Annotated in this window: 17 protein-coding genes; 13 read left to right on the plus strand and 4 right to left on the minus strand. The window is 45.6% G+C overall.

Annotated elements, in window-relative coordinates; genetic code table 11:
• Nucleotides 1-5 precede the first annotated feature (5 nt).
• A complete protein-coding gene (locus I4V84_RS10375) occupies nucleotides 6-440 on the plus strand; it encodes a hypothetical protein (protein ID WP_173716428.1) in 435 nt (144 codons plus the stop codon).
• Nucleotides 441-679: 239 nt separating this feature from the next.
• Here the strand turns inward: I4V84_RS10375 and I4V84_RS10380 are convergent, their stop codons facing one another.
• Nucleotides 680-1195, minus strand: a complete 516-nt coding sequence (locus I4V84_RS10380; RefSeq protein ID WP_118579198.1) for a VanZ family protein — start codon at nucleotides 1193-1195, stop codon at nucleotides 680-682.
• Between the two features lie 251 nt (nucleotides 1196-1446).
• On the opposite strand from I4V84_RS10380, the gene thyA reads away from it, so the two are divergent.
• A complete protein-coding gene (gene thyA / locus I4V84_RS10385; RefSeq protein ID WP_118579195.1) occupies nucleotides 1447-2295 on the plus strand; it encodes a thymidylate synthase in 849 nt (282 codons plus the stop codon).
• Here the strand turns inward: thyA and I4V84_RS20560 are convergent.
• Entirely contained in the window at nucleotides 2270-2413 is a 144-nt protein-coding gene (locus tag I4V84_RS20560) for a DUF6783 domain-containing protein (RefSeq protein WP_306797087.1), read from the minus strand. The genes thyA and I4V84_RS20560 overlap by 26 nt on opposite strands.
• On the opposite strand from I4V84_RS20560, the gene I4V84_RS20565 reads away from it, so the two are divergent.
• The gene (locus I4V84_RS20565; RefSeq protein WP_334285858.1) at nucleotides 2378-2494 is read left to right on the plus strand and encodes a DUF6783 domain-containing protein; all 117 of its coding nucleotides are present in this window, start codon (nucleotides 2378-2380) and stop codon (nucleotides 2492-2494) included. The two genes, I4V84_RS20560 and I4V84_RS20565, sit on opposite strands and share 36 nt — an antisense overlap.
• Nucleotides 2472-2963 (plus strand): dihydrofolate reductase, encoded by a 492-nt coding sequence (locus tag I4V84_RS10390; protein WP_173718256.1) that lies wholly within the window; start codon nucleotides 2472-2474, stop codon nucleotides 2961-2963. Before I4V84_RS20565 ends, I4V84_RS10390 begins: the two co-directional genes overlap by 23 nt.
• A 257-nt stretch (nucleotides 2964-3220) precedes the next feature.
• Here I4V84_RS10390 and I4V84_RS10395 read toward each other — a convergent pair whose 3' ends face one another.
• Nucleotides 3221-4246, minus strand: a complete 1026-nt coding sequence (locus I4V84_RS10395; protein WP_148462786.1) for a branched-chain amino acid aminotransferase — start codon at nucleotides 4244-4246, stop codon at nucleotides 3221-3223.
• A gap of 243 nt (nucleotides 4247-4489) precedes the next feature.
• Here I4V84_RS10395 and I4V84_RS10400 point away from each other — a divergent pair, with 243 nt between their 5' ends.
• The 7 genes from I4V84_RS10400 (at nucleotide 4490) to I4V84_RS10430 (ending at nucleotide 17635) form a co-directional block, all read left to right on the plus strand.
• On the plus strand, nucleotides 4490-5956 hold the full coding sequence (locus I4V84_RS10400) for a 5-bromo-4-chloroindolyl phosphate hydrolysis family protein (RefSeq protein ID WP_195991889.1): 1467 nt from the start codon (nucleotides 4490-4492) through the stop codon (nucleotides 5954-5956).
• A 132-nt stretch (nucleotides 5957-6088) separates the two neighbouring features.
• On the plus strand, nucleotides 6089-7240 hold the full coding sequence (locus I4V84_RS10405; protein WP_195991891.1) for a toxic anion resistance protein: 1152 nt from the start codon (nucleotides 6089-6091) through the stop codon (nucleotides 7238-7240).
• A 399-nt stretch (nucleotides 7241-7639) separates the two neighbouring features.
• Nucleotides 7640-8710 carry a flavodoxin-dependent (E)-4-hydroxy-3-methylbut-2-enyl-diphosphate synthase gene (ispG, locus tag I4V84_RS10410; protein ID WP_118579186.1) on the plus strand — a complete coding sequence of 357 codons (1071 nt, stop codon included), beginning with the start codon at nucleotides 7640-7642 and terminating at the stop codon, nucleotides 8708-8710.
• 21 nt (nucleotides 8711-8731) lie between these two features.
• Entirely contained in the window at nucleotides 8732-13243 is a 4512-nt protein-coding gene (locus I4V84_RS10415) for a PolC-type DNA polymerase III (RefSeq protein WP_195991893.1), read from the plus strand.
• 21 nt (nucleotides 13244-13264) lie between these two features.
• A complete protein-coding gene (locus I4V84_RS10420; protein ID WP_334285706.1) occupies nucleotides 13265-15241 on the plus strand; it encodes a fructose-1,6-bisphosphatase in 1977 nt (658 codons plus the stop codon).
• Nucleotides 15242-15256: 15 nt separating this feature from the next.
• Nucleotides 15257-16672 carry an amidophosphoribosyltransferase gene (locus tag I4V84_RS10425; protein ID WP_195991895.1) on the plus strand — a complete coding sequence of 472 codons (1416 nt, stop codon included), beginning with the start codon at nucleotides 15257-15259 and terminating at the stop codon, nucleotides 16670-16672.
• Between the two features lie 27 nt (nucleotides 16673-16699).
• Nucleotides 16700-17635, plus strand: a complete 936-nt coding sequence (locus I4V84_RS10430; protein ID WP_272113262.1) for a YARHG domain-containing protein — start codon at nucleotides 16700-16702, stop codon at nucleotides 17633-17635.
• A gap of 122 nt (nucleotides 17636-17757) precedes the next feature.
• Here the strand turns inward: I4V84_RS10430 and I4V84_RS10435 are convergent, their stop codons facing one another.
• Nucleotides 17758-17970 (minus strand): helix-turn-helix transcriptional regulator, encoded by a 213-nt coding sequence (locus I4V84_RS10435; protein WP_118579180.1) that lies wholly within the window; start codon nucleotides 17968-17970, stop codon nucleotides 17758-17760.
• Nucleotides 17971-18234: 264 nt separating this feature from the next.
• Here I4V84_RS10435 and I4V84_RS10440 point away from each other — a divergent pair, with 264 nt between their 5' ends.
• Together I4V84_RS10440 and dprA are read left to right on the plus strand one after the other, a co-directional pair.
• A complete protein-coding gene (locus I4V84_RS10440) occupies nucleotides 18235-19770 on the plus strand; it encodes a YifB family Mg chelatase-like AAA ATPase (protein WP_195991922.1) in 1536 nt (511 codons plus the stop codon).
• Nucleotides 19771-19812: 42 nt separating this feature from the next.
• Nucleotides 19813-20697: a DNA-processing protein DprA gene (dprA, locus tag I4V84_RS10445; protein ID WP_118579174.1), complete on the plus strand. Its 885-nt coding sequence runs from the start codon at nucleotides 19813-19815 to the stop codon at nucleotides 20695-20697.
• The last annotated feature ends 39 nt before the right edge of the window (nucleotides 20698-20736 follow it).

The raw sequence follows: 20736 nt of genomic DNA on the forward strand, positions 1-20736 counted from the left end.
TGAATATGGAAAATAAGAATCTGGAAGAGACTGATGTAAATGAGAAGCAGGAAGTCGGAAATGGGAAGTCTGCTATGCCTATGAGAACCTGCCTGGTTATGATTCTGGCAGGGGTTTATGTGGCTTATCTGGGTGTTTCTCTTTGCCAGAATGTAATAAATGGTGCTGAGGGCAGCAGTCCTGGCTTTATGGTTGCGGGAGTGATTTTTATTGTGCTTGGCGTGGCTTTCGTGATCAATGGAATCCGCGGCAGCATAAAGGCTGGCAAGATTCAGAAGGAGTCGAATGCAGAAAGTGAAGCACAGGCTTCTGAGACAGAAATTTCAAGGACAGTTGAATCTAAAATGGAAAGTACTTCATCCTTGAATAAGAAAATGTCTATTGCTGACCGCGCTAATCTGGTTAGCCAGTTAGGGGATGCGACAGAGGATGAAGAATAGAGAGTATTGTTTTTTGAAAAGAAATTGATATATTAGATAGTGTTAATATATGTATGAAAAATGAGTGGTGTAGTTATTTCGAGAACGATGTACTAGTTTGCAGACCGGGCGGTTACTTTTGCGTTTTATGATTATAACAGCACGAAATTACGAATACAATACTAAATATAAAAAAATAAACAGACTTCCGAATGAGTGATAATCAATCAGAAGTCTGTTTTTTTGTTGAAATACACGCTCTAGCGCCGTTTCCTGCGCCTGCGTTTCCCGCTTGGGTTATGTAGAGTGGACCAGCAGAATGCCTGCACCAACAGGATTCCCGCTGTGACTCCGATGCTGTCGATTCCCACATCACGTACAGAAGGTCCGCGGTCTGCCACAAAGGACTGGTGGTATTCATCAAAGCCTGCGAAGCCTACGCATATGGCGCCTGCCAGCAGGATCAGCCAGATACCTCTTACTCCGTAAACATAAAGTGGGAAAGAAATGGCAATGGCAAGCAGACAGTACTCTGTCATGTGAGCTGCTTTTCGCACATAAAATTCGATGGAGCTGGCAGAATAGGCGAGCTCGTCATAAGTTTTGTTTTCGTTGAGAACTTCATTCTTGGTTTCCACAATCTGGTAGCTGACTTCATAGCTTAGGGCTCCGGACACCTCCCCTGTCTGGGCTGAAAATGAATAAATCAGATACATCATCAGAATTGCAGGAAGAAAAGAAAGAGGTTTCAGTAAATGGATTAAAATTTTCTTCATGGGGTTTACTATAACACGGGAAAATAAGATTGTAAAGAAAAAGGTGATTTGGCAAGGTTTTGAAAAAACAATAAAACCAGAGCAAGCAGGAGTGAGACAGGAGGGCAAAGAACTTGTTATTTACAGGAATCTATGCTAAAATTGTTGAAGTATGAAAAGCAGCGAGATACTTGGTGTGGAGAGACTCTGGCGGCCAGGTATCGTGTTGCTATAAAGAACGCACAATGGAGACCAGGAGGAAAAAGACAGGTATGAGTTTAGCTGATCATATTTTTATAGATATGTGTAAAGACGTAATTGAGAACGGAACCAGTACAGAAGGGGAGAAGGTCCGGCCAGTGTGGGAGGATGGCACTTCTGCTTATACGATCAAACGTTTTGGTGTTGTGAACCGTTATGATCTGAGAAAGGAATTTCCAGCGCTGACCCTTCGCAAGACCGCATTAAAGAGCGCTATGGATGAGATCCTCTGGATCTGGCAGAAGAAATCAAACAACATTCATGACCTTCACAGCCATATCTGGGATAGCTGGGCTGACGAGAATGGCTCCATTGGAAAAGCGTATGGTTATCAGCTGGGTGTGAAGCATCAGTATAAAGAAGGCATGATGGATCAGGTAGACCGTGTTCTTTATGATCTGAAGAATAATCCATACAGCCGTCGTATTATGACCAATATTTATGTGCATGAAGATCTTCATGAGATGAATCTTTACCCATGTGCTTACTCTATGACCTTCAATGTAACAAAGGAGCCTGGAAAGGACAAGCTGACTTTAAATGCCATTTTGAACCAGCGCTCCCAGGATATCCTGGCTGCAAATAACTGGAATGTATGCCAGTACTCCCTTCTTCTTATGATGATCGCACAATGCTGTGACATGGAAGCCGGTGAGCTGGTACATGTGATCGCGGATTGTCATATTTATGACAGACATGTTCCGGTTATCAAGGAGCTGATTTCCAGGACACCTTATCCGGCACCGACTGTGAAACTGAATCCGAATGTGAAGAATTTCTATGATTTTACCACGGATGATCTGATCGTGGAGAATTATCAGACCTGGCCTCAGATTAAAAATATTCCGATTGCCATTTAAACATGGAGTAAATGAGAAAGGGTTCCAATGCCGCATGCGTTTCAGATATGGTGAGGCTGCTGTAGCGGGCTACGGCAACCGAATTTGGGCAAAATCTCCCGCAAAGTGGGGCGTGCAGATTGCGGGAATGATTTTTAGACACGCTCTAGGAGTTCGTATAAAGGAGATTATAAGAAATGAAAATAATAGTAGCTGCTGACAAAAACTGGGGAATTGGAAAAGACAATAAGCTTCTTGTAAGCATTCCGGCGGATATGAAAATGTTTCGTCAGGAGACCACTGGCAAGGTTTGTGTTATGGGAAGAAAGACCCTGGAGAGTTTCCCAGGAGGGCTTCCTCTTAAAAACCGCATAAACATCGTTCTTACCAGAAATGAGAATTACAAGGTGAAAGATGCCATAATCGTTCATTCTATTGAAGAGCTTATGGAAGAATTGAAAAAGTATCCGGCAGAAGATGTATACTGCATCGGCGGCGACACTATCTATAAGCAGCTTCTTCCTTATTGCGATGCTGCTCAAGTGACCAAGATCGATTTCGCCTATATTGCAGACAGTTATTTTCCGAATCTGGATGAAGATCCACAGTGGCATGTGGCAGCAGAGAGCGAAGAGCAGACATATTTTGATCTGGAATATAAGTTTGTGAGATATGAGAGAAATAAATAAGCGGGAAAATATAATGTGTTTTTAAAAAAATCAGTTCTGCCATCACGACAGAACTGATTTTTGTTATGCAATAGGAAATTCCGTTGGAATCTCCTATTGCATAAAAAAAGCCCTACCGGGCAGGAATGCACTGCGGCGGAAAGGTAGATGTCGCTGAAGCGACCCGCCGCAGGCAGAGAATCCTGCAAGCAGGATTCTTTTTTATATGCTGTGCAGAGTGTGTTTGAAAAAATACGAAAAATGGGAAGCTTAAGAAATTACTCAATAACCTTCAGCCATCCCTCTGGAGCCTGGATGCGTCCCATCTGGATTCCGGTAAGGGTTTCATACAGCTTCTTGGTGATCGGTCCCATCTCGTTCATGCCGCTTGGGAAGCAAATCTCTTTGCCGTGGTCCACGATCTTTCCAACAGGAGAGATAACAGCAGCAGTACCACAAAGACCGCACTCTGCGAAATCCTTCACTTCGTCGAAGTATACTTCTCTTTCCTCAGCCTCAAGTCCAAGGTACTCTTTCGCAACGTAGATCAGAGAACGACGTGTGATGGATGGAAGGATACTGTCAGACTTCGGAGTAACAACCTTGCCGTCTTTTGTTACGAATAAGAAGTTTGCTCCGCCTGTCTCCTCAACCTTGGTACGAGTCTTGGAATCAAGATACATGTTCTCATCGAATCCGTTCTTATGAGCGTCAACGATCGCATGAAGGCTCATTGCGTAGTTAAGACCAGCTTTGATATGACCGGTACCATTTGGTGCAGCACGGTCAAAGTCGCTGACACGGATTGTGATCGGCTTAGCGCCGCCTTTGAAGTATGGTCCGACAGGTGTGGTGAATACACGGAACTGATACTCGCTGGCAGGTTTTACACCGATAACAGCGTCGCTTCCGAACATGTACGGACGTACATATAAAGTAGCACCAGAACCATATGGCGGAACATATGCTGCATTTGCTTTAATTGTCTGAACAACTGCGTCAACAAAACGGTCTTTCGGGAATACAGGCATTTCCAGTCTTGCGGCGGAATGCTCCATACGCTCACCGTTCAGGTCAGGACGGAAAGTAACGATATGTCCGTCTTCTGTAGTATATGCTTTCATACCCTCAAAAACAGTCTGTGCATACTGAAGGACACCTGCACACTCACTGATGGTAACCATATCATCTGTGGTAAGGCCTCCCTCATCCCACTTGCCGTCTTTATAATTGGATACATAACGGTAGTCTGTTTTTACATAACCAAAGCCCAGGTTGCCCCAGTCAATGTTCTTTTTTTCCATAACAATTTCCTCCTAGCGTGGTTTTTGGGGGGAGATTCTTATTGTGAATCCCCAATGTTTTTACTATTGTAAAACTTTTACGTGTGAAATTCAATGGGAAAAGCAGATTTTTTAAGTGATTTTCCTGTGAAAAAGGTTACAAAAAGTATAATGTGTTTATATTTTGTGGTGTCTTGTTTTTTGAGAGGGATTTTTGTATAATGATAAAACAAGCGTTGTGAAATAAAATATCCGGAGGAAAAGATGGGATATAACGAATTTGATGAACTTGGAGATAAGATCCAGAGCATCATTGACAGTGCAGTAAATGAAAAAAATTACCAGAAACTGAGCCAGAGTATTAATCAGGCGCTGAATAAGGCTATTGATAATGGGAGTGATGCCCTTCGGGATGCGCTTAATAATACTGTGGGCAGTGGGAAATATACCAATTACCGCAGCGGCAGTTCTTATGATTACAGAGAGAATCGGTCCTGGGATTTTCAGAAGGATGGAAAGAAAAACCGGAGTACCGGGGAGAATCATGGAACTGGTTATCAAGGTTATGCCGATACGAAAGGGAATGATTCGCGTAATGGAAATTTCCAGAGAAATGGTACAGGCAGGCAGGATACCAATCACCAGAATTCGGATCTGGCATTGTATTTACCGACGAATGGAATCAAGGTCGGGGGAATTCTGAAGACAGTGTTTGGTGGGATTTTTACTGGAGTATTTGGAATTGCTACAATGGTAGTTGGTGGAATTGGAGCTGGCTTTAGCAGCAGTGTAATGCTTGGAATTTCGGCAGTGCTGGCGGCATTTACGGTCGGCGGAGGTATTCTTCTCGGCCAGGGCTGTAGCAGTCTTACCAGTTTAAGCCGCCGAAACAAGTATATCAAGGCTCTTGGCACTCACACCTACTGCAATTTCCAGCAGCTGGCACAGGCAGTCGGCAAGCCGGTGAAATTTGTAAAAAAAGATATCAAACGTATGATAAGCAAAGGCTGGTTCCTTCAGGGACATGTTGATAAACAGGAAACTTGTCTGATCACAAGTAATGAGACTTACGACCAATATGTAAGCACTCAGAAGCGGCTGGAAGAAAGAGATCATCAGCAGGATGAAGAGCGTGCACGCCAGGAGGCAGCGCTTCGTCAGCAGGCAGAGGAAAAAGAAAGGCAGAAATTTAACCAGCATGAACAGGCAGATGCCCGGGCGTGTGTGGAAGCAGAACGGGATGCTGCGGAAAGAATCAGACTTTCCCCGGAAGTCCGGCAGGTTCTGGACAAGGGGAATGACTTTCTTGATAAAATCCACCGCAGCAATGATGCCATTCCAGGAGAAGAGATTTCCAGAAAAATCTCCCGTATGGAGCTGATCATAGCGAAGATTTTTGAACGCGCCAAGGCTCATCCGGAGATTATTCCGGATCTGAACCGCCTTATGGATTATTATCTTCCTATGACTGTGAAGCTTTTGAATGCATATGAAGAAATGGACAGCCAGCCGGTTCAGGGAGAGAATATTACTTCTTCCAAGAAAGAAATCGAAGAGACTATTGATACGCTGAATGTGGCTTTTGAGAAGCTTCTGGATTCCATATTTGAAGACACGGCTATGGATGTATCCAGTGATATTTCTGTTCTGAATACAGTTTTGGCACAGGAAGGGCTGACTGAGGACGAGCTTACCCGTATGAGAAAAGAGGCTGAAAAAAACAGGCTCTAGCAGTGTGCGGAATGTTAAGTATATGAAAAGATAAGATTTGCAGCGGGGTTAGAGCGTGTTATAAAAATAACGAAAATGCCAAACTGAAGGCTGCTGATAAATATGGGCAGACCTATACACAAGGAGGATGCTATGGGAAACGAATTTACAGGTTTTGAAGATAACGCACCTACACTTACATTAGAACCGGATTTGGGAGAGCCAAAGGCAGAGATTGCAGCAGAGCCGGAAGCCGAAGCTGTGAAAAAGGAAATGGAACAGACCGTTCTCTCCCCGGAAGAGCAGCAGATGGTAGACAGCTTTGCTAAGAAGATCGACATTGAGAATACCAGCCAGATCCTCCAGTACGGCGCCGGAACCCAGAAGAAAATGGCTGATTTTTCCGATGCTGCCCTTGAAAATGTGCGTACACAGGATTTGGGAGAAGTAGGAAATCTGATTACACAGGTGGTAGGTGAGCTTCGCGATTTTGATGCTGCTGAGGAGGAGAAAGGTTTCCTTGGCTTTTTCAAGAAACAGGGCAGCAAGATCGAAAATATGAAGAACCGCTATGCCAAGGCTGAGGTAAATGTGCAGAAGATCACTACCTCCCTTCAGGATCACCAGATGCGTCTCATGAAGGATTCCGCAGTCCTGGAAAAAATGTATGCCCAGAACCTGAACTATTATAAAGAACTGACCATGTACATCCTTGCAGGAAAACAGAAGCTGCAGGAAGTACGGGAGGGAAAATTAAAAGATCTGGAGGCAAAAGCAGCAGTCAGCGGACTTCCGGAGGATGCGCAGGAAGCCAAGGATCTGGACAGCAAGTGCAATCGTTTCGAGAAGAAGCTGCATGATCTGGAACTGACCAGAACCATTTCCCTGCAGACAGCACCGCAGATTCGTCTGGTGCAGAACAATGACACCCTTATGGTAGAAAAAATCCAGACAACCATTGTAAATACCATTCCACTTTGGAAGAGCCAGATGGTGCTGGCACTTGGAATCGCCCATTCCACAGAAGCAGCCCAGGCCCAGCGCCAGGTAACAGACCTGACAAATGAACTTTTGAAGAAAAATGCGGAGGCACTTCACCTTGCATCCACAGAGACTGCCAGGGAATCTGAGCGCGGAATCGTGGATATTGAGACTCTGAAGCAGACCAATCAGGAGCTGATCGCTACTTTGGATGATGTCATGAATATTCAGAAAGAGGGCCGCGCCAAGAGAGCCCAGGCAGAACTGGAAATGCGCAAGATGGAAGAAGACTTGAAGAATAAATTGTTGGAAATCCAGCATTAAATTGTAAAGAAAACAGGGTTACTGTTTACTGGTAACGTTCCGCGAGGTGTTTTTTGTGAACAAAGTTCATGGAAAACCCGAGAATTGCGGCGCGAAATCACGCAGAATGCTGTGAAATAACTGTACAGCAGGGGTGTCAGAGACATCCCTTTTGTGCCTTTTAGCATAGAAACATTTGAGAAGCGCCTGCGGTGTAAAAGTGAACCGCGAAGAATGTTACTGTTCACTCCGTTCACAGCAACACGCTTCGCGATGCATAGAAATCATGCTTTCGCATGATTTCGCGCCGCAAGTCTCGGGTTTTTTTGTGACCTTTGGTCACAAAAAACACCTCGCGGAATGCTATCAGTGAACAGTAATCAAAGAATATCATGTTCATAATATATGGAGGAATTTCGTATGTACAGAGACCATACCAAAGTAATTCAGATAGGAAATAAGAAGATTGGAGGCGGAAATCCCATCCTGATCCAGTCTATGACCAATACAAAAACAGAGGATGTGCAGGCAACCGTAGAGCAGATCCTTGCCCTGGAGGCTGCTGGCTGCGACATTATCCGCTGTGCAGTGCCGACCATGGAAGCGGCAAAGGCTCTGAAAGAGATCAAAAAACAAATTCACATTCCGCTGGTAGCAGATATTCATTTTGATTATCGTCTTGCGATTGCGGCCATGGAGAACGGTGCCGACAAGATCCGTATCAATCCCGGAAATATTGGAAGCACAGAGCGTATCAAGGCAGTTGTAGATGTGGCGAAGGAGCGGAATATTCCCATCCGTGTTGGGGTAAACAGCGGTTCTCTTGAGAAAGAACTGGTGGAGAAATATCACGGTGTTACCGCAGAAGGTCTGGTAGAAAGCGCCCTTGACAAGGTGCACATTATTGAAGAGCTTGGCTACGACAATCTGGTGATCAGCATCAAATCTTCTGATGTTATGATGTGCGCCAGGGCTCACGAACTGATTGCGGAACAGACCAGTTATCCTCTCCATGTGGGAATTACAGAGGCAGGAACCCTTTATTCTGGAAATATCAAATCTGCCATAGGGCTTGGTATTATTTTATACCAGGGAATCGGTGACACGATCCGCGTCTCCCTGACTGGTGCCCCTCTGGAAGAGATAAAATCTGCCAGACGTATCCTAAAAACCCTTGGACTTCGCAAAGGCGGCGTGGAAGTAGTATCCTGTCCAACCTGCGGGCGCACCCAGATCGATCTGATCGGTCTTGCAAATAAAGTAGAAACTATGGTGCAGGATATCCCTCTTGACATTAAAGTAGCTGTTATGGGCTGTGTGGTAAATGGCCCGGGAGAAGCGAAAGAAGCCGATATCGGAATTGCAGGCGGCGTAGGTGTAGGTCTTCTGATCAAAGGCGGTGAGATTGTGAAGAAAGTGCCGGAAGACCAGCTGCTGGATACCTTGAGAGAAGAATTGATGAACTGGGATAGCAATAAGACACAGAAATGACAGAAGGTGTATATTCTATAAATGGAAAAAGAATTTTTTGACGTATTTCCAAACTTAAAATTAAAACAGGAATTAAGTGAACTTCTGGAAGAGGTGATCGTCACCAAGGTTGCCTGCAACTCTGCCAAAACCTGTGTCCGGGTTTACCTGAAAAGCGACCGCTGGATCCATAAAAAGCATATTTTCAGCCTGGAAGAGCAGATTCAGAGACAGTGCTTTCCTGGTCTTGAAGTGAGTGTGAAGGTAATCGAGAAGTTCCATCTGTCCAGACAGTACACGCCAAAGAATTTCCTGGATACCTACCGCTCCAGCATGGAACTGGAGCTTCGCAATTACAACATGCTGGAATACAATCTGTTCAAGCAGGCACAGATCACATTTCCAGAAGATGACTGCCTGAATATGGCACTTCCGGATTCTGTGATTTCCAGACAGAAAAGTGAGATACTTATTGAATATCTTCACAAAGTATTCTGCGAGCGTTGCGGAATGGACCTGAAAGTTTCTCTGGATTATGTGCAGACGGAGGAGAGCAGGTACCGCAAAAATGCAGCTATCCAGATCCGTCAGGAAGTAGCTAATGTGCTGAAGCATGCCAGACTTTCCACAGAAGAAGAGAGCGCAGCACCAGCTCCTGCAGCTGAGGAAAAAACAGGAAAAGAGGCCGCAGCCGGCAAGACATCCGCTGCCAGGTCGGAGAAGAAAGCAGAGGCAGCCAGTGAAAAGAAGCCTTTCGAGAAAAAGCCATTCGAAAAGAAAGGCAAATGGGGCGATTTCCGTGGTGGCTTCCGCAAGGATCCAAATCCGGACGTTATTTATGGAAGGGATTTCGAGGACGAGCCTATTCCATTGGAAAATATTGTGCAGGAAATGGGAGAGGTTATCATCCGCTGTCAGGTTATGGATGTGGAAGCGAGAGAGATTCGAAATGAGAAGACCATACTGATTTTCCCAGTTACGGACTTCACAGATTCCATCACAGTAAAAATGTTCCTGCGCAATGAGCAGGTGCCGGAGATCAAAGAGCATGTGAAAAAAGGTGCCTTCCTGAAAATCAAAGGCGTTACTTCTATTGACCGTTTCGATGGTGAGCTTACCATAGGCTCCATCTCCGGAATTAAGAAAATCTCCGATTTCCGCAGCTCCAGAGTGGACACCAGCCCTCAGAAGCGTGTGGAACTTCACTGTCATACGAAAATGAGCGATATGGATGGTGTAACCGAGGCAAAAGCGCTGGTAAAACGTGCCTACGAGTGGGGGCATCCTGCCATTGCCATCACAGATCATGGTGTGGTGCAGGCTTTCCCGGAGGCAAACCATTGCTTTGATGCGTGGGGAGGCTGCGTGCCAAAGGATTCTGATTTTAAGGTGCTTTACGGTATGGAGGCCTATCTGGTAGACGACTTAAAGGGTATGGTCACCAACCCGAAAAAACAGTCCCTGGACGGAAGATTCGTGGTTTTCGACATTGAGACCACAGGATTTTCCCCCCTTACCTGTAAGATCATTGAAATTGGTGCTGTATTGGTGGAAAATGGAAAGATCACAGATCGTTTTTCCACATTTGTTAATCCTCAGGTTCCAATTCCATTTCGAATTGAGCAGCTGACCAGTATTAATGACAGCATGGTTATGAATGCCCGTCCAATTGAAGAAATTTTACCGGAATTCCTGAAATTTTGTGAAGGAGCTACAATGGTAGCCCACAACGCAGATTTCGATATGAGTTTTATTATAGAGAATTGTAACCGCATGGGCATCCCAAATGATTTCACCTATGTGGATACGGTAGGTATGGCACGATTCCTGCTGCCTGCGCTGAACCGTTTTAAGCTGGATACCGTTGCCAAGGCAGTTGGCGTTTCCCTGGATCATCACCATCGTGCAGTTGATGACGCAGAGTGTACGGCACGTATTTTCGAGAAATTCGTGGGAATGTGCAGGGAAAGAGATATTACGGATGTAGACAAGCTGAATGAGCAGGGAAAGGTTTCCCCGGACACCATTAAGAAACTGCCTACTTACCATGCCGTTATTTTCATGCGGAATGAGACCGGCCGTATCAATCTGTACAAGCTGGTAAGCCAGTCCCATATCAAGTACTTTAACCACAGACCCCGTGTGCCAAAGAGCGTGTTTGAGGCACATCGGGAGGGACTTCTTATTGGAAGTGCCTGCGAGGCTGGTGAGCTTTACCAGGCTCTTTTGCGCAATGCACCGGAGCAGGAAATCGCAAGGCTGGTAAGCTTTTATGATTATCTGGAAATTCAGCCCCTTGGGAACAATATGTTCATGGTGGAGGATGAAAAGAATGATACGGTTCATTCGAAAGAGGATCTGATTGAGATCAACAAAAAAATTGTAAAGCTTGGTGAACAGTTTAACAAGCCGGTTGTTGCTACCTGTGACGTTCATTTTATGGATCCCCAGGATGAAATCTATCGCCGTATTATCATGGCTGGAAGCGGCTTCAAGGATGCCGACAATCAGGCACCTCTTTATCTTCGCACTACTGAGGAAATGCTGGAGGAGTTTTCCTATCTGGGAAGCGAGAAGGCAGAGGAAGTGGTAATTACAAATACAGTGAAGATTGCGGATATGATAGAGAAAATGTCACCGATCCATCCGGATAAATATCCGCCGGTTATTGAGAATTCTGACCAGGACTTAAAGGATATGTGCTTCCAGAAAGCCCATGAAATGTACGGTGAAGTGCTTCCCAAGATCGTAGAAGACCGTCTGGACAAAGAGCTGAATTCCATTATTTCCAATGGATATGCGGTGATGTATATTATTGCCCAGAAGCTGGTGTGGAAGTCCAATGCAGATGGTTATCTGGTGGGCTCCCGAGGGTCTGTAGGTTCTTCCCTGGCGGCTACCATGTCTGGTATTACAGAGGTAAATCCTCTGCCACCCCATTATCTGTGCCCCAATCCGGAGTGTAAGTACAGTGACTTTGATTCTCCGGAGATCAAGGCCTTTTCCGGTATGGCGGGATGCGATATGCCAGACAGGATTTGTCCAAAGTGCGGCACCAGGATGACCAAACAGGGCTTTGACATTCCCTTTGAGACCTTCCTTGGATTCAAAGGAGATAAGGAGCCTGATATCGACCTGAACTTCTCAGGAGAGTATCAGTCCAATGCCCATCATTATACAGAGGTTATATTCGGAAAAGGTCAGACCTTCAAGGCGGGAACCATCGGTACCCTTGCGGATAAGACCGCATTCGGATATGTAAAGAACTATTTTGAAGAGCGGGGGCAGCACAAGCGTTCCTGCGAGATCAACCGTATTGTACAGGGGTGTACCGGTATCCGGCGAAGCACCGGTCAGCATCCTGGCGGAATTATTGTACTCCCAATGGGAGAGGAAATAGAGAAATTTACCCCGGTCCAGTACCCGGCGAACGATTCCAGCAGTGGATTTATCACCACCCATTTTGACTACCACTCCATTGATGGAAACCTGCTGAAGCTGGATATTCTGGGACACGATGATCCCACCATGATCCGTACCCTTGAGGATATGACAGACCTGAATGCAAGAGAGGTTCCTCTTGATGACAAGGCGGTTATGTCACTTTTTGCCAGTACAGAAGCTCTTGGAATTGATCCGAAGGATATCGGCGGCTGCAAGCTTGGCTGTCTGGGAATTCCAGAATTTGGTACTGATTTCGCCATGCAGATGCTTGTGGATACCAAGCCGAAATATTTTTCTGATCTGGTCCGTATTGCCGGACTTTCCCACGGTACGGATGTATGGCTGGGAAATGCGCAGACACTGATCGAAGAGGGAAAAGCTACTATTTCCACGGCAATCTGTACCCGAGATGATATTATGATCTACCTGATCGGTCAGGGTGTGGAAAGTGGTCTTGCCTTTACTATTATGGAGAGCGTCCGTAAAGGAAAAGGTCTCCGGGATGAGTGGATCACCACTATGAAAGAACACGGCGTTCCGGACTGGTACATCTGGTCCTGCAAAAAAATCAAATACATGTTCCCGAAAGCCCATGCGGCAGCTTACGTTATGATGGCATACAGAATCGCCTGGTTCAAGGTATTCCAGCCGCTGGCTTATTACGGTGCATATTTCAGTATCCGTGCCACAGCTTTTTCCTATGAACTGATGTGTATGGGAAAAGAAAAGCTGGAGTTTTATATGGCAGAGATACGCAAGAAAGGGGACGCTGCATCCAAAAAAGAGCAGGATACCCTGAAAGATATGCGTATTGTCCAGGAAATGTATGCAAGAGGTTATGATTTTATGCCCATTGATATTTACCGGGCGAAGGCACATCGTTTCCAGATCATAGAAGGAAAACTGATGCCGTCCATTGATTCTATAGAAGGTCTTGGAGATAAGGCTGCAGATGCTGTAGTGGATGCTGCTGTACAGGGAAGATTTCTTTCCAAGGATGATTTCCGTGACAGGACCAAGGTCAGCAAGACCGTAATTGATCTGATGGATAAACTTGGATTATTTGGAGATATTCCACAGTCCAATCAGATTTCATTGTTTGATTTCTAACGCTGGTTAAATAAGAGTAATATGAATTTAGGAGGTTCCATGAAAACAGAAGAACTGCGCTACCTACAACGTCTGGCGGAGCTCTACCCCACTATCGGGAAGGCTTCTACAGAGATCATCAACCTTCAGTCCATTCTCAATCTTCCAAAAGGCACCGAGCATTTTCTTTCCGATATCCATGGAGAGTACGAGGCTTTTTCCCATGTGCTTCGAAACGGTTCGGGAGCTGTGCGAAAGAAGATAGATGATGTATTTGGACATACCTTAAGCAACAGTGACAAACGTTCCCTGGCAACTCTCGTGTATTACCCGAAGGAAAAAATTGCCTATGTGAAGAAAAAAGAGTCTGATATGCAGAACTGGTACAAGATCACCCTGTACCGTCTTATTGAAGTGTGCAAGACAACTGCCTCCAAATATACCAGATCCAAGGTTCGTAAGGCATTGCCTTCGGATTATGCATATGTGATCGAAGAGCTGATCACGGAGAAAGCAGAAGTTCTGGATAAAGAGGCTTATTACGATTCCATTGTGGATACCATTATAGATATCGGCAGGGCAGAGAACTTCATTATCGCTCTTGCTGAACTGATCCAGAGACTGGTTGTAGACCACCTTCATGTGCTTGGAGATATATATGACAGAGGTCCCGGTCCTCATTTTATTATGGACAGACTGATGGATTATCATTCTCTGGATATTCAGTGGGGAAACCATGATGTGGTATGGATGGGCGCCGCTGTAGGACAGGCTGCCTGTATGGCCACAGTGATCCGTAACAGTATCCGTTACGGCAATCTGGATATTCTGGAGGATGGTTATGGAATCAATATGATGCCTCTTGCTGCTTTTGCCATGGAGGTTTACGGGGATGATCCCTGCCAGGTATTTGAAGTACATGGTAATCCTTCCAATTACAATGCTCTTGAGAAAGAGCTGAGCAGGAAAATGCACAAAGCCATTTCCATTATCCAGTTTAAGCTGGAAGGGGTACTGGCGAAAGAACATCCGGATTTTCATATGGAGAATCGATGCGTTCTGGAGGGGATTGATCCGGAGAAGGGCACTGTGCAGCTGCCGGATGGAAGTATGCATAATCTTCTGGACACCCATTTTCCAACCATTGACTGGGAACATCCCTATGAGCTGACAGATGGGGAAAAAGAGGTAGTGGAGCGCCTGAACTCAGCATTTCGGAACTGCGAGAAGCTTCAGAACCACATGCAGCTGCTTCTGGATAAAGGCGGCCTTTATAAGACCTATAACGGGAACCTTCTTTTCCATGGAAGTATTCCGCTGAACGAAGATGGAACTCTGAAAGAGGTTGAGATTTACGGTGAGACTTGTAAAGGCAAGGCACTTTATGATAAACTGGAAGCCTACGTAAGAAAAGCTTTTTTTACCGTAGATGAGAAGGAGAAGAAAGCAAGCCAGGATATTCTGTGGTATATCTGGGCCGGGCCTAATTCTCCCCTTTATGGAAAAGATAAAATGACTACCTTCGAGCGTTATTTTATCGCAGATAAAGAGACACACAAAGAGAAAAAGAATGCCTACTATCACCTCTGGGAAAAAGAAGAGGTAGTAAATCGTATGCTGGAAGAATTCGGGCTGGATCCGGATGAGGGGCATATTATCAATGGTCACGTGCCTGTTCATCAGCTGGAGGGAGAGAATCCGGTGAAATGTGATGGCAAGGTGATCGTAATTGACGGTGGTTTTTGTGAGGCATACCGGAATGTGACCGGTATTGCCGGATATACTCTTGTTTACAGTTCCTATGGTCTGAGCCTGACTGCCCATGAGCCTTTTACTTCGGCGGAAGATGCAGTGGAAACAGAGAGGGACATTGTGTCCAACCGTGTGGCTGTCCGCTATAATCCAAGGCGTGCCCTTGTGGGAGATACGGATAACGGTAAGGCACTGAAAGAACGAATTCAGGAGCTGAAACAGCTTTTGGATGCCTACAGAAAAGGCGTTATAAAGGAGAAAAAATAAGGAGACTAAGGAAAAATGGGTGGAATTTTTGGTGTTGCGTCAAAGTCTGATTGTGTAATGGATCTTTTTTTTGGAATTGATTATCACTCCCATCTGGGTACAAGAAGGGGCGGAATGACCGTTTATAGCAGGAGCAGTGGATTTAACCGCGTGATCCATAATATTGAGAACTCACCGTTCCGTACCAAATTTGACAAAGATGTGGCAGAGATGGAAGGCAATCTTGGAATAGGCTGTATTTCTGACAATGAACCGCAGCCTCTTCTGGTACGCTCCCATCTGGGAAATTTTGCAATTACAACAGTAGGCAAGATCAATAATATAGAAGCTTTAGTAGAGAAATGCTTCAAAGACGGGCATACCCATTTTCTGGAGATGAGCGGTGGCAGTGTGAATCCTACAGAGGTAACTGCAGCGCTGATCAATCAGAAGGACAGTATTGTTGAGGGAATCCGTTATGCCCAGGAAATGATCGAGGGCTCTATGACCCTTCTTCTCATGACAGGGGAGGGCATTTACGCAGCACGCGACCGTTATGGAAGAACTCCTCTTGTAATCGGCAAAAAGGAAGATGCATGTTGTGCTTCTTTTGAAAGTCATGCCTACATTAATCTTGGCTATGAAGACCTGAAAGAGCTGGGCCCTGGAGAGATTGATTTTATCACCCCGGAGGGCGCCCAGGTTCTGCAGAAGCCAGGAGACAAGATGCGAATCTGTTCTTTCCTCTGGGTTTATTATGGATATCCAACCTCCACTTATGAAGGGGTAAATGTAGAGGAAATGCGTTACAAATGCGGCGATATTCTGGCAGGAAGAGATGCCGGAGAAGTGAATCCGGATCTGGTTGCAGGAGTACCGGATTCCGGTATTGCACATGCTATCGGCTATGCTAACCGCTCTGGTGTGCCGTTTGCCCGTCCGTTTATTAAATATACGCCCACATGGCCAAGATCTTTTATGCCGACCCAGCAGAGCCAGCGAAATCTTATCGCCAGAATGAAGCTGATCCCAGTACATAAACTGATCAAAGATAAAAGCCTCCTTATGATCGACGACTCTATCGTAAGAGGTACCCAGCTTCGTGAGACAACAGAATTCCTCTATAACAATGGTGCTAAGGAGGTTCATATCAGACCTGCCTGTCCGCCGCTTTTATATGGATGTAAGTACCTGAATTTCTCACGCTCCAAGTCAGAGATGGATCTGATTACAAGAAGGATCATAGCGAAACGTGAAGGGGACAATATATCAGACAGGATTTTGCAGGATTATGCAAATCCGGATTCTACAAACTACAAAGAAATGCTGGAAGAAATCCGCAAGGAGCTGAATTTTACATCTCTGAAATATCATCGTCTGGATGATCTGAAGAAGTCAATTGATATTGAACCGTGCAAGCTTTGCACCTATTGCTGGAACGGACAGGAATAAACAGGAATAAACAGGAGGTGACTGCCTGTGAAAAAGCACAACAAAGATGTACTAAAAGCAACGCTGTTTGCTCTGATCGCCATATTTATCATGATTGGAGCAGCGGGGCTTCTGTTTGCCGAACATAAGAAAAAGATTCAGAAGGAGCAGCAGAAGAAGGCTGCCATTGAGGCTCTGGAAAGGGTGCCCACAGTGACACCGACTCCAGCGGCTACAGCTACGCCCACACCGGAGCCTACAGCCACAGTGACACCGACTCCAGTGATTACCAGGGCACCGGCGTTCATGGCTAGTGATTATATGGGAACCTGGTACAGCAAGGATGGACTGGTGACACTGTCTATAGACGACCTTACCCTGAAGTCTGTTACTTTTACTTTTTCTCAGGCTGGTGACAATGCCGGCACTAAGGTTTCGGAAGCTTCGGATACTGCAAAAGTGGCTGGAAATGCAGCAAAGCTTTCCTTTACAGATTCCTGGGGAAACCAGGTGCGTGGAAATATGACCTTTGATCAGGGCAAACTTTATCTGCGCCTTAATACAGCTTCCCATGCAGAGGGTGCCGGGGTGACACCAAAGGTAGATGGGGTCCTTACAAGGGAGAAAGCCGCTTCTGTGACACAGGTACCTTCCGTGACTCCGGCTGATAATACAGATAAAATGGATCTCTCTTCCAGGGATTATATATTCCCGGACAGCAACAGCCGATACCTTACAGATGAGGATTTGTCAGGCTATTCATCTGACCAGCTGGAACTGGCGAAAAATGAGATTTATGCCCGACATGGCAGGAAATTTGTGACACAGAGAATTGCGGATTATTTTAACAGTAAATCTTGGTATAAGGGAACTGTGGAGCCGGAGACCTTTGATGCAGATACTTCTGTGTTTAATGAATATGAAGTCGCAAATATTCAGAAAATTGCAGATACGGAAGGAAAGCTTCGAAGTGAGGGAAAGTAACAGATATATGAAAAGTACTTTACGGAATGTTACGGGTGAATGGTAATAACTTTATTTATGGTATACAAAATGAGGGGGAAATCGCATCCCCCTCATTTTGTATCTGCTGTGTACCTTTACAATTACGGCATTTTTTTATTATCAGTACGCCCAACCAGATAGTCAATGCTGGTTTCATAATAATTTGCAAGGCGGATCAGCATTTCGATTGGAATGTTCCTGGAGCCAGTTTCGTAGTGGGAGTAGGAACGCTGGCTGATGTGAAGGATATCACTGATCTGCTTCTGGGACAGATCAGCGTCTGTCCGAAGGTCTTGAATTCTCTGAAATTTCATAGGTTCACCTCTTTTTCTTCGGTAGAGTCTGCAGGGACCAAATGTAACGAACAACGAAAACCGTCTGTCCCCGAATCCTTTCAGAAAGTATAAATCAGAACGAAATGCACTATTGCAATTCAGAGCAAAATGGGCTATAATGAATTTTATATATCTTTTAATCATATCTTTTTAACTTTTATTCTTTTTTATTCCAGAGATACATTGAAATGGCAGAGCAGATTCGTATATGGGGAAGGACTGTATCTGCAGAAAGGGATAAGATTGTTTGCAAGTGTTTTATCAGCGGCGATTTCCGGAATGGAAGTCTGCCCGGTTCAGGTGGAAGCTGATGTAAGCAGCGGTCTGCCTTGTTTTACCATGGTTGGATTTCCCAGCACCCAGGTGAAAGAAGCACAGGACAGAGTGCGCACAGCGTTAAAAAATAATGGGATCAGTCTGCCGCCTAAGAAGGTGACGGTGAATCTGGCACCTGCTGATCTGCGAAAAGAAGGGGCCGGTTTTGACCTGCCCGTGGCAGCAGCGGTGCTGGCAGCATCGGGATTTATAGAACCACAGCTTCTTCGGAATGTAATGGTGGTTGGCGAACTCAGTCTGAATGGGGAGGTAAGGAGTGTATCCGGAGTGCTGCCAAGAGTGATCCGGGCAAGGGAACTGGGATGCCGGTATTGTATCATTCCGTTTGAAAATCTGGCAGAAGGAGCTTTGGTGAAGGATATGAAAGTGGTCGGAGTCCAAAATATAAAAGAAGTTTTGAAGCTTGTCTCAGATCCGGATGCATTTGGAAAAGAAAATCAGTTTTCAGAGGAAAATTCAGAAGAGAATCAGGCAGAAGAGAAGCTGGTGGATTTCGGGGAAATCTGTGGTCAGGAGAGTGCCAGAAGAGCTGCTGAGATTGCAGTCAGCGGGTTTCACAACATCCTGTTTATCGGCCCTCCGGGCACTGGGAAGACCATGCTTGCCAAAAGAATACCTACGATCATGCCCTCTCTTACTTTTGAGGAAAGCCTGGAGCTTACAAAAATCTACAGCATTGCTGGACTTTTAAGTCCAAAGAGACCATTAATTAAGGCAAGACCCTTTCGAAGTCCGCATCATACCAGTTCGTCTGCAGCTCTGGCTGGAGGCGGAAGAATCCCGGGTCCCGGTGAAGTGACCCTGGCTCACAGAGGCGTTCTGTTTCTGGATGAAATGCCGGAATTTGCAAGAGGCAGCCTGGAAGTGCTGCGACAGCCCCTGGAGGACAAGCAGATCCAGCTGTCAAGGGCAAGTGGAACGTACGTGTTTCCGGCGGGATTTATTCTGGTAGCAGCCATGAACCCCTGTCCCTGTGGCTATTATCCGGATATGAATAAATGCAGGTGCACACCTGGCGAGGTGAGCCATTATCTTCATAAGCTGAGCCAGCCCCTTCTGGAGCGGATCGATCTATGTGCAGATGTGCCGCCTGTTAATTTTTCCCAGATCTCAGAAGAAAAATCAGGAGAAAGTTCTGCCCTTATCCGGAAAAGAGTGGAAAAAGCCAGAAGAATACAGCAGAAACGCTACCAGAATGAGAAAATCTGTTTCAACGGAGAACTGTCCGGGAAGCAGATCCGGAAATACTGTGTGCTGACAGAGAATGCCTTTCAGGTGGCAAAAAATGCTTTTGAGCTTATGGAACTCAGTGCAAGATCCTATCACCGGATTCTGAAGGTTTCACGCACCATTGCGGATATGGAAGGAGAGGAACTGATACACACAAGACATGTTGCAGAAGCCCTTACTTACAAAGCATTTGATAAGAAGTACAGAAGCTGAATGAATTTATTCATAAAACCGCACGCAGGGAGGTATTTTAGTATGGAAGCAATGCAGAAAATCAAATGTTTAACTATAGAGGATTCCAATTTTCCAGATCGTTTGAGAAAACTTTCCGGAATGCCAAAAAAACTGTACTACATCGGAAACCTGCCAGATCCGAAGAAGCCTGCTGCAGCAGTGGTAGGTGCCCGCATGTGCAGTCCTTATGGCAGATGTCAGGCATTTAAATATGCAAGGACCATGGCAAGCTACGGTGTGCAGATCATCAGTGGAATGGCAAGAGGGATTGATGCAGAGGGGCATAAAGGTGCACTGGATACGGACACTCCTACTTTTGCAGTGCTGGGAAGCGGAGTGGACGTGTGTTATCCCAATTCCAACAGATGGCTTTATCAGCGGATCCTGGAAAAAGGCGGCGGGATCATCAGCGAGCTTCCCCCGGGCTCTCCGCCTGTGAACTGGGCTTTTCCGGCAAGAAACCGGATCATCAGCGGACTTTCCGATGCTGTTCTTGTGGTAGAAGCCAAGGAACAGAGCGGTTCCCTGATCACTGCAAACTTTGCCCTGGAACATGGACACAGTGTTTATGCCCTTCCGGGAGCTGTGACAGAGGAACTGAGCAGAGGCTGCAACAAGCTGATTTTCGATGGTGCAGGAATCGCTTACAGCCCGGAAATCATGCTTATGGAATGGGGAATCGAGGCAAAAAACAGACCTCAAAATGTGGAAAAAAAGAAGTTGGGGCTTGCACCGGATTTGGATTTGGTGTATAGTGGTCTCGATTTACGACCTGAAAATCTGGATAATTTAATACGGAAAACCGGTTTTTCAGCATCAAAAGTCTGTGCTCTTCTGACAGAACTTCAGCTAATGGGGCTTGTGGGAGAGACAGGCAGACAATACTACAGAATATCAGGGGGATAATTTGTAGTGTATGTAGACTGAATACAAAGTAGGAGAGGT

This window comes from Ruminococcus sp. 1001713B170207_170306_F1 (genome assembly GCF_015668065.1).
Taxonomy (GTDB): domain Bacteria; phylum Bacillota; class Clostridia; order Lachnospirales; family Lachnospiraceae; genus Blautia_A; species Blautia_A faecis.

Coding starts and splice junctions, on each gene's coding strand:
- I4V84_RS10400 (WP_195991889.1), top strand. CDS start 4,490: ATGGGATATAACGAATTTGATGAACTTGGAGATAAGATCCAGAGCATC.
- thyA (WP_118579195.1), top strand. CDS start 1,447: ATGAGTTTAGCTGATCATATTTTTATAGATATGTGTAAAGACGTAATT.
- ispG (WP_118579186.1), top strand. CDS start 7,640: ATGTACAGAGACCATACCAAAGTAATTCAGATAGGAAATAAGAAGATT.
- I4V84_RS10420 (WP_334285706.1), top strand. CDS start 13,265: ATGAATTTAGGAGGTTCCATGAAAACAGAAGAACTGCGCTACCTACAA.
- I4V84_RS10415 (WP_195991893.1), top strand. CDS start 8,732: ATGGAAAAAGAATTTTTTGACGTATTTCCAAACTTAAAATTAAAACAG.
- I4V84_RS10405 (WP_195991891.1), top strand. CDS start 6,089: ATGGGAAACGAATTTACAGGTTTTGAAGATAACGCACCTACACTTACA.
- I4V84_RS10375 (WP_173716428.1), top strand. CDS start 6: ATGGAAAATAAGAATCTGGAAGAGACTGATGTAAATGAGAAGCAGGAA.
- I4V84_RS10390 (WP_173718256.1), top strand. CDS start 2,472: ATGAAAATAATAGTAGCTGCTGACAAAAACTGGGGAATTGGAAAAGAC.
- dprA (WP_118579174.1), top strand. CDS start 19,813: ATGGAAGCAATGCAGAAAATCAAATGTTTAACTATAGAGGATTCCAAT.
- I4V84_RS10425 (WP_195991895.1), top strand. CDS start 15,257: ATGGGTGGAATTTTTGGTGTTGCGTCAAAGTCTGATTGTGTAATGGAT.
- I4V84_RS10380 (WP_118579198.1), bottom strand. CDS start 1,195: ATGAAGAAAATTTTAATCCATTTACTGAAACCTCTTTCTTTTCTTCCT.
- I4V84_RS10395 (WP_148462786.1), bottom strand. CDS start 4,246: ATGGAAAAAAAGAACATTGACTGGGGCAACCTGGGCTTTGGTTATGTA.
- I4V84_RS10435 (WP_118579180.1), bottom strand. CDS start 17,970: ATGAAATTTCAGAGAATTCAAGACCTTCGGACAGACGCTGATCTGTCC.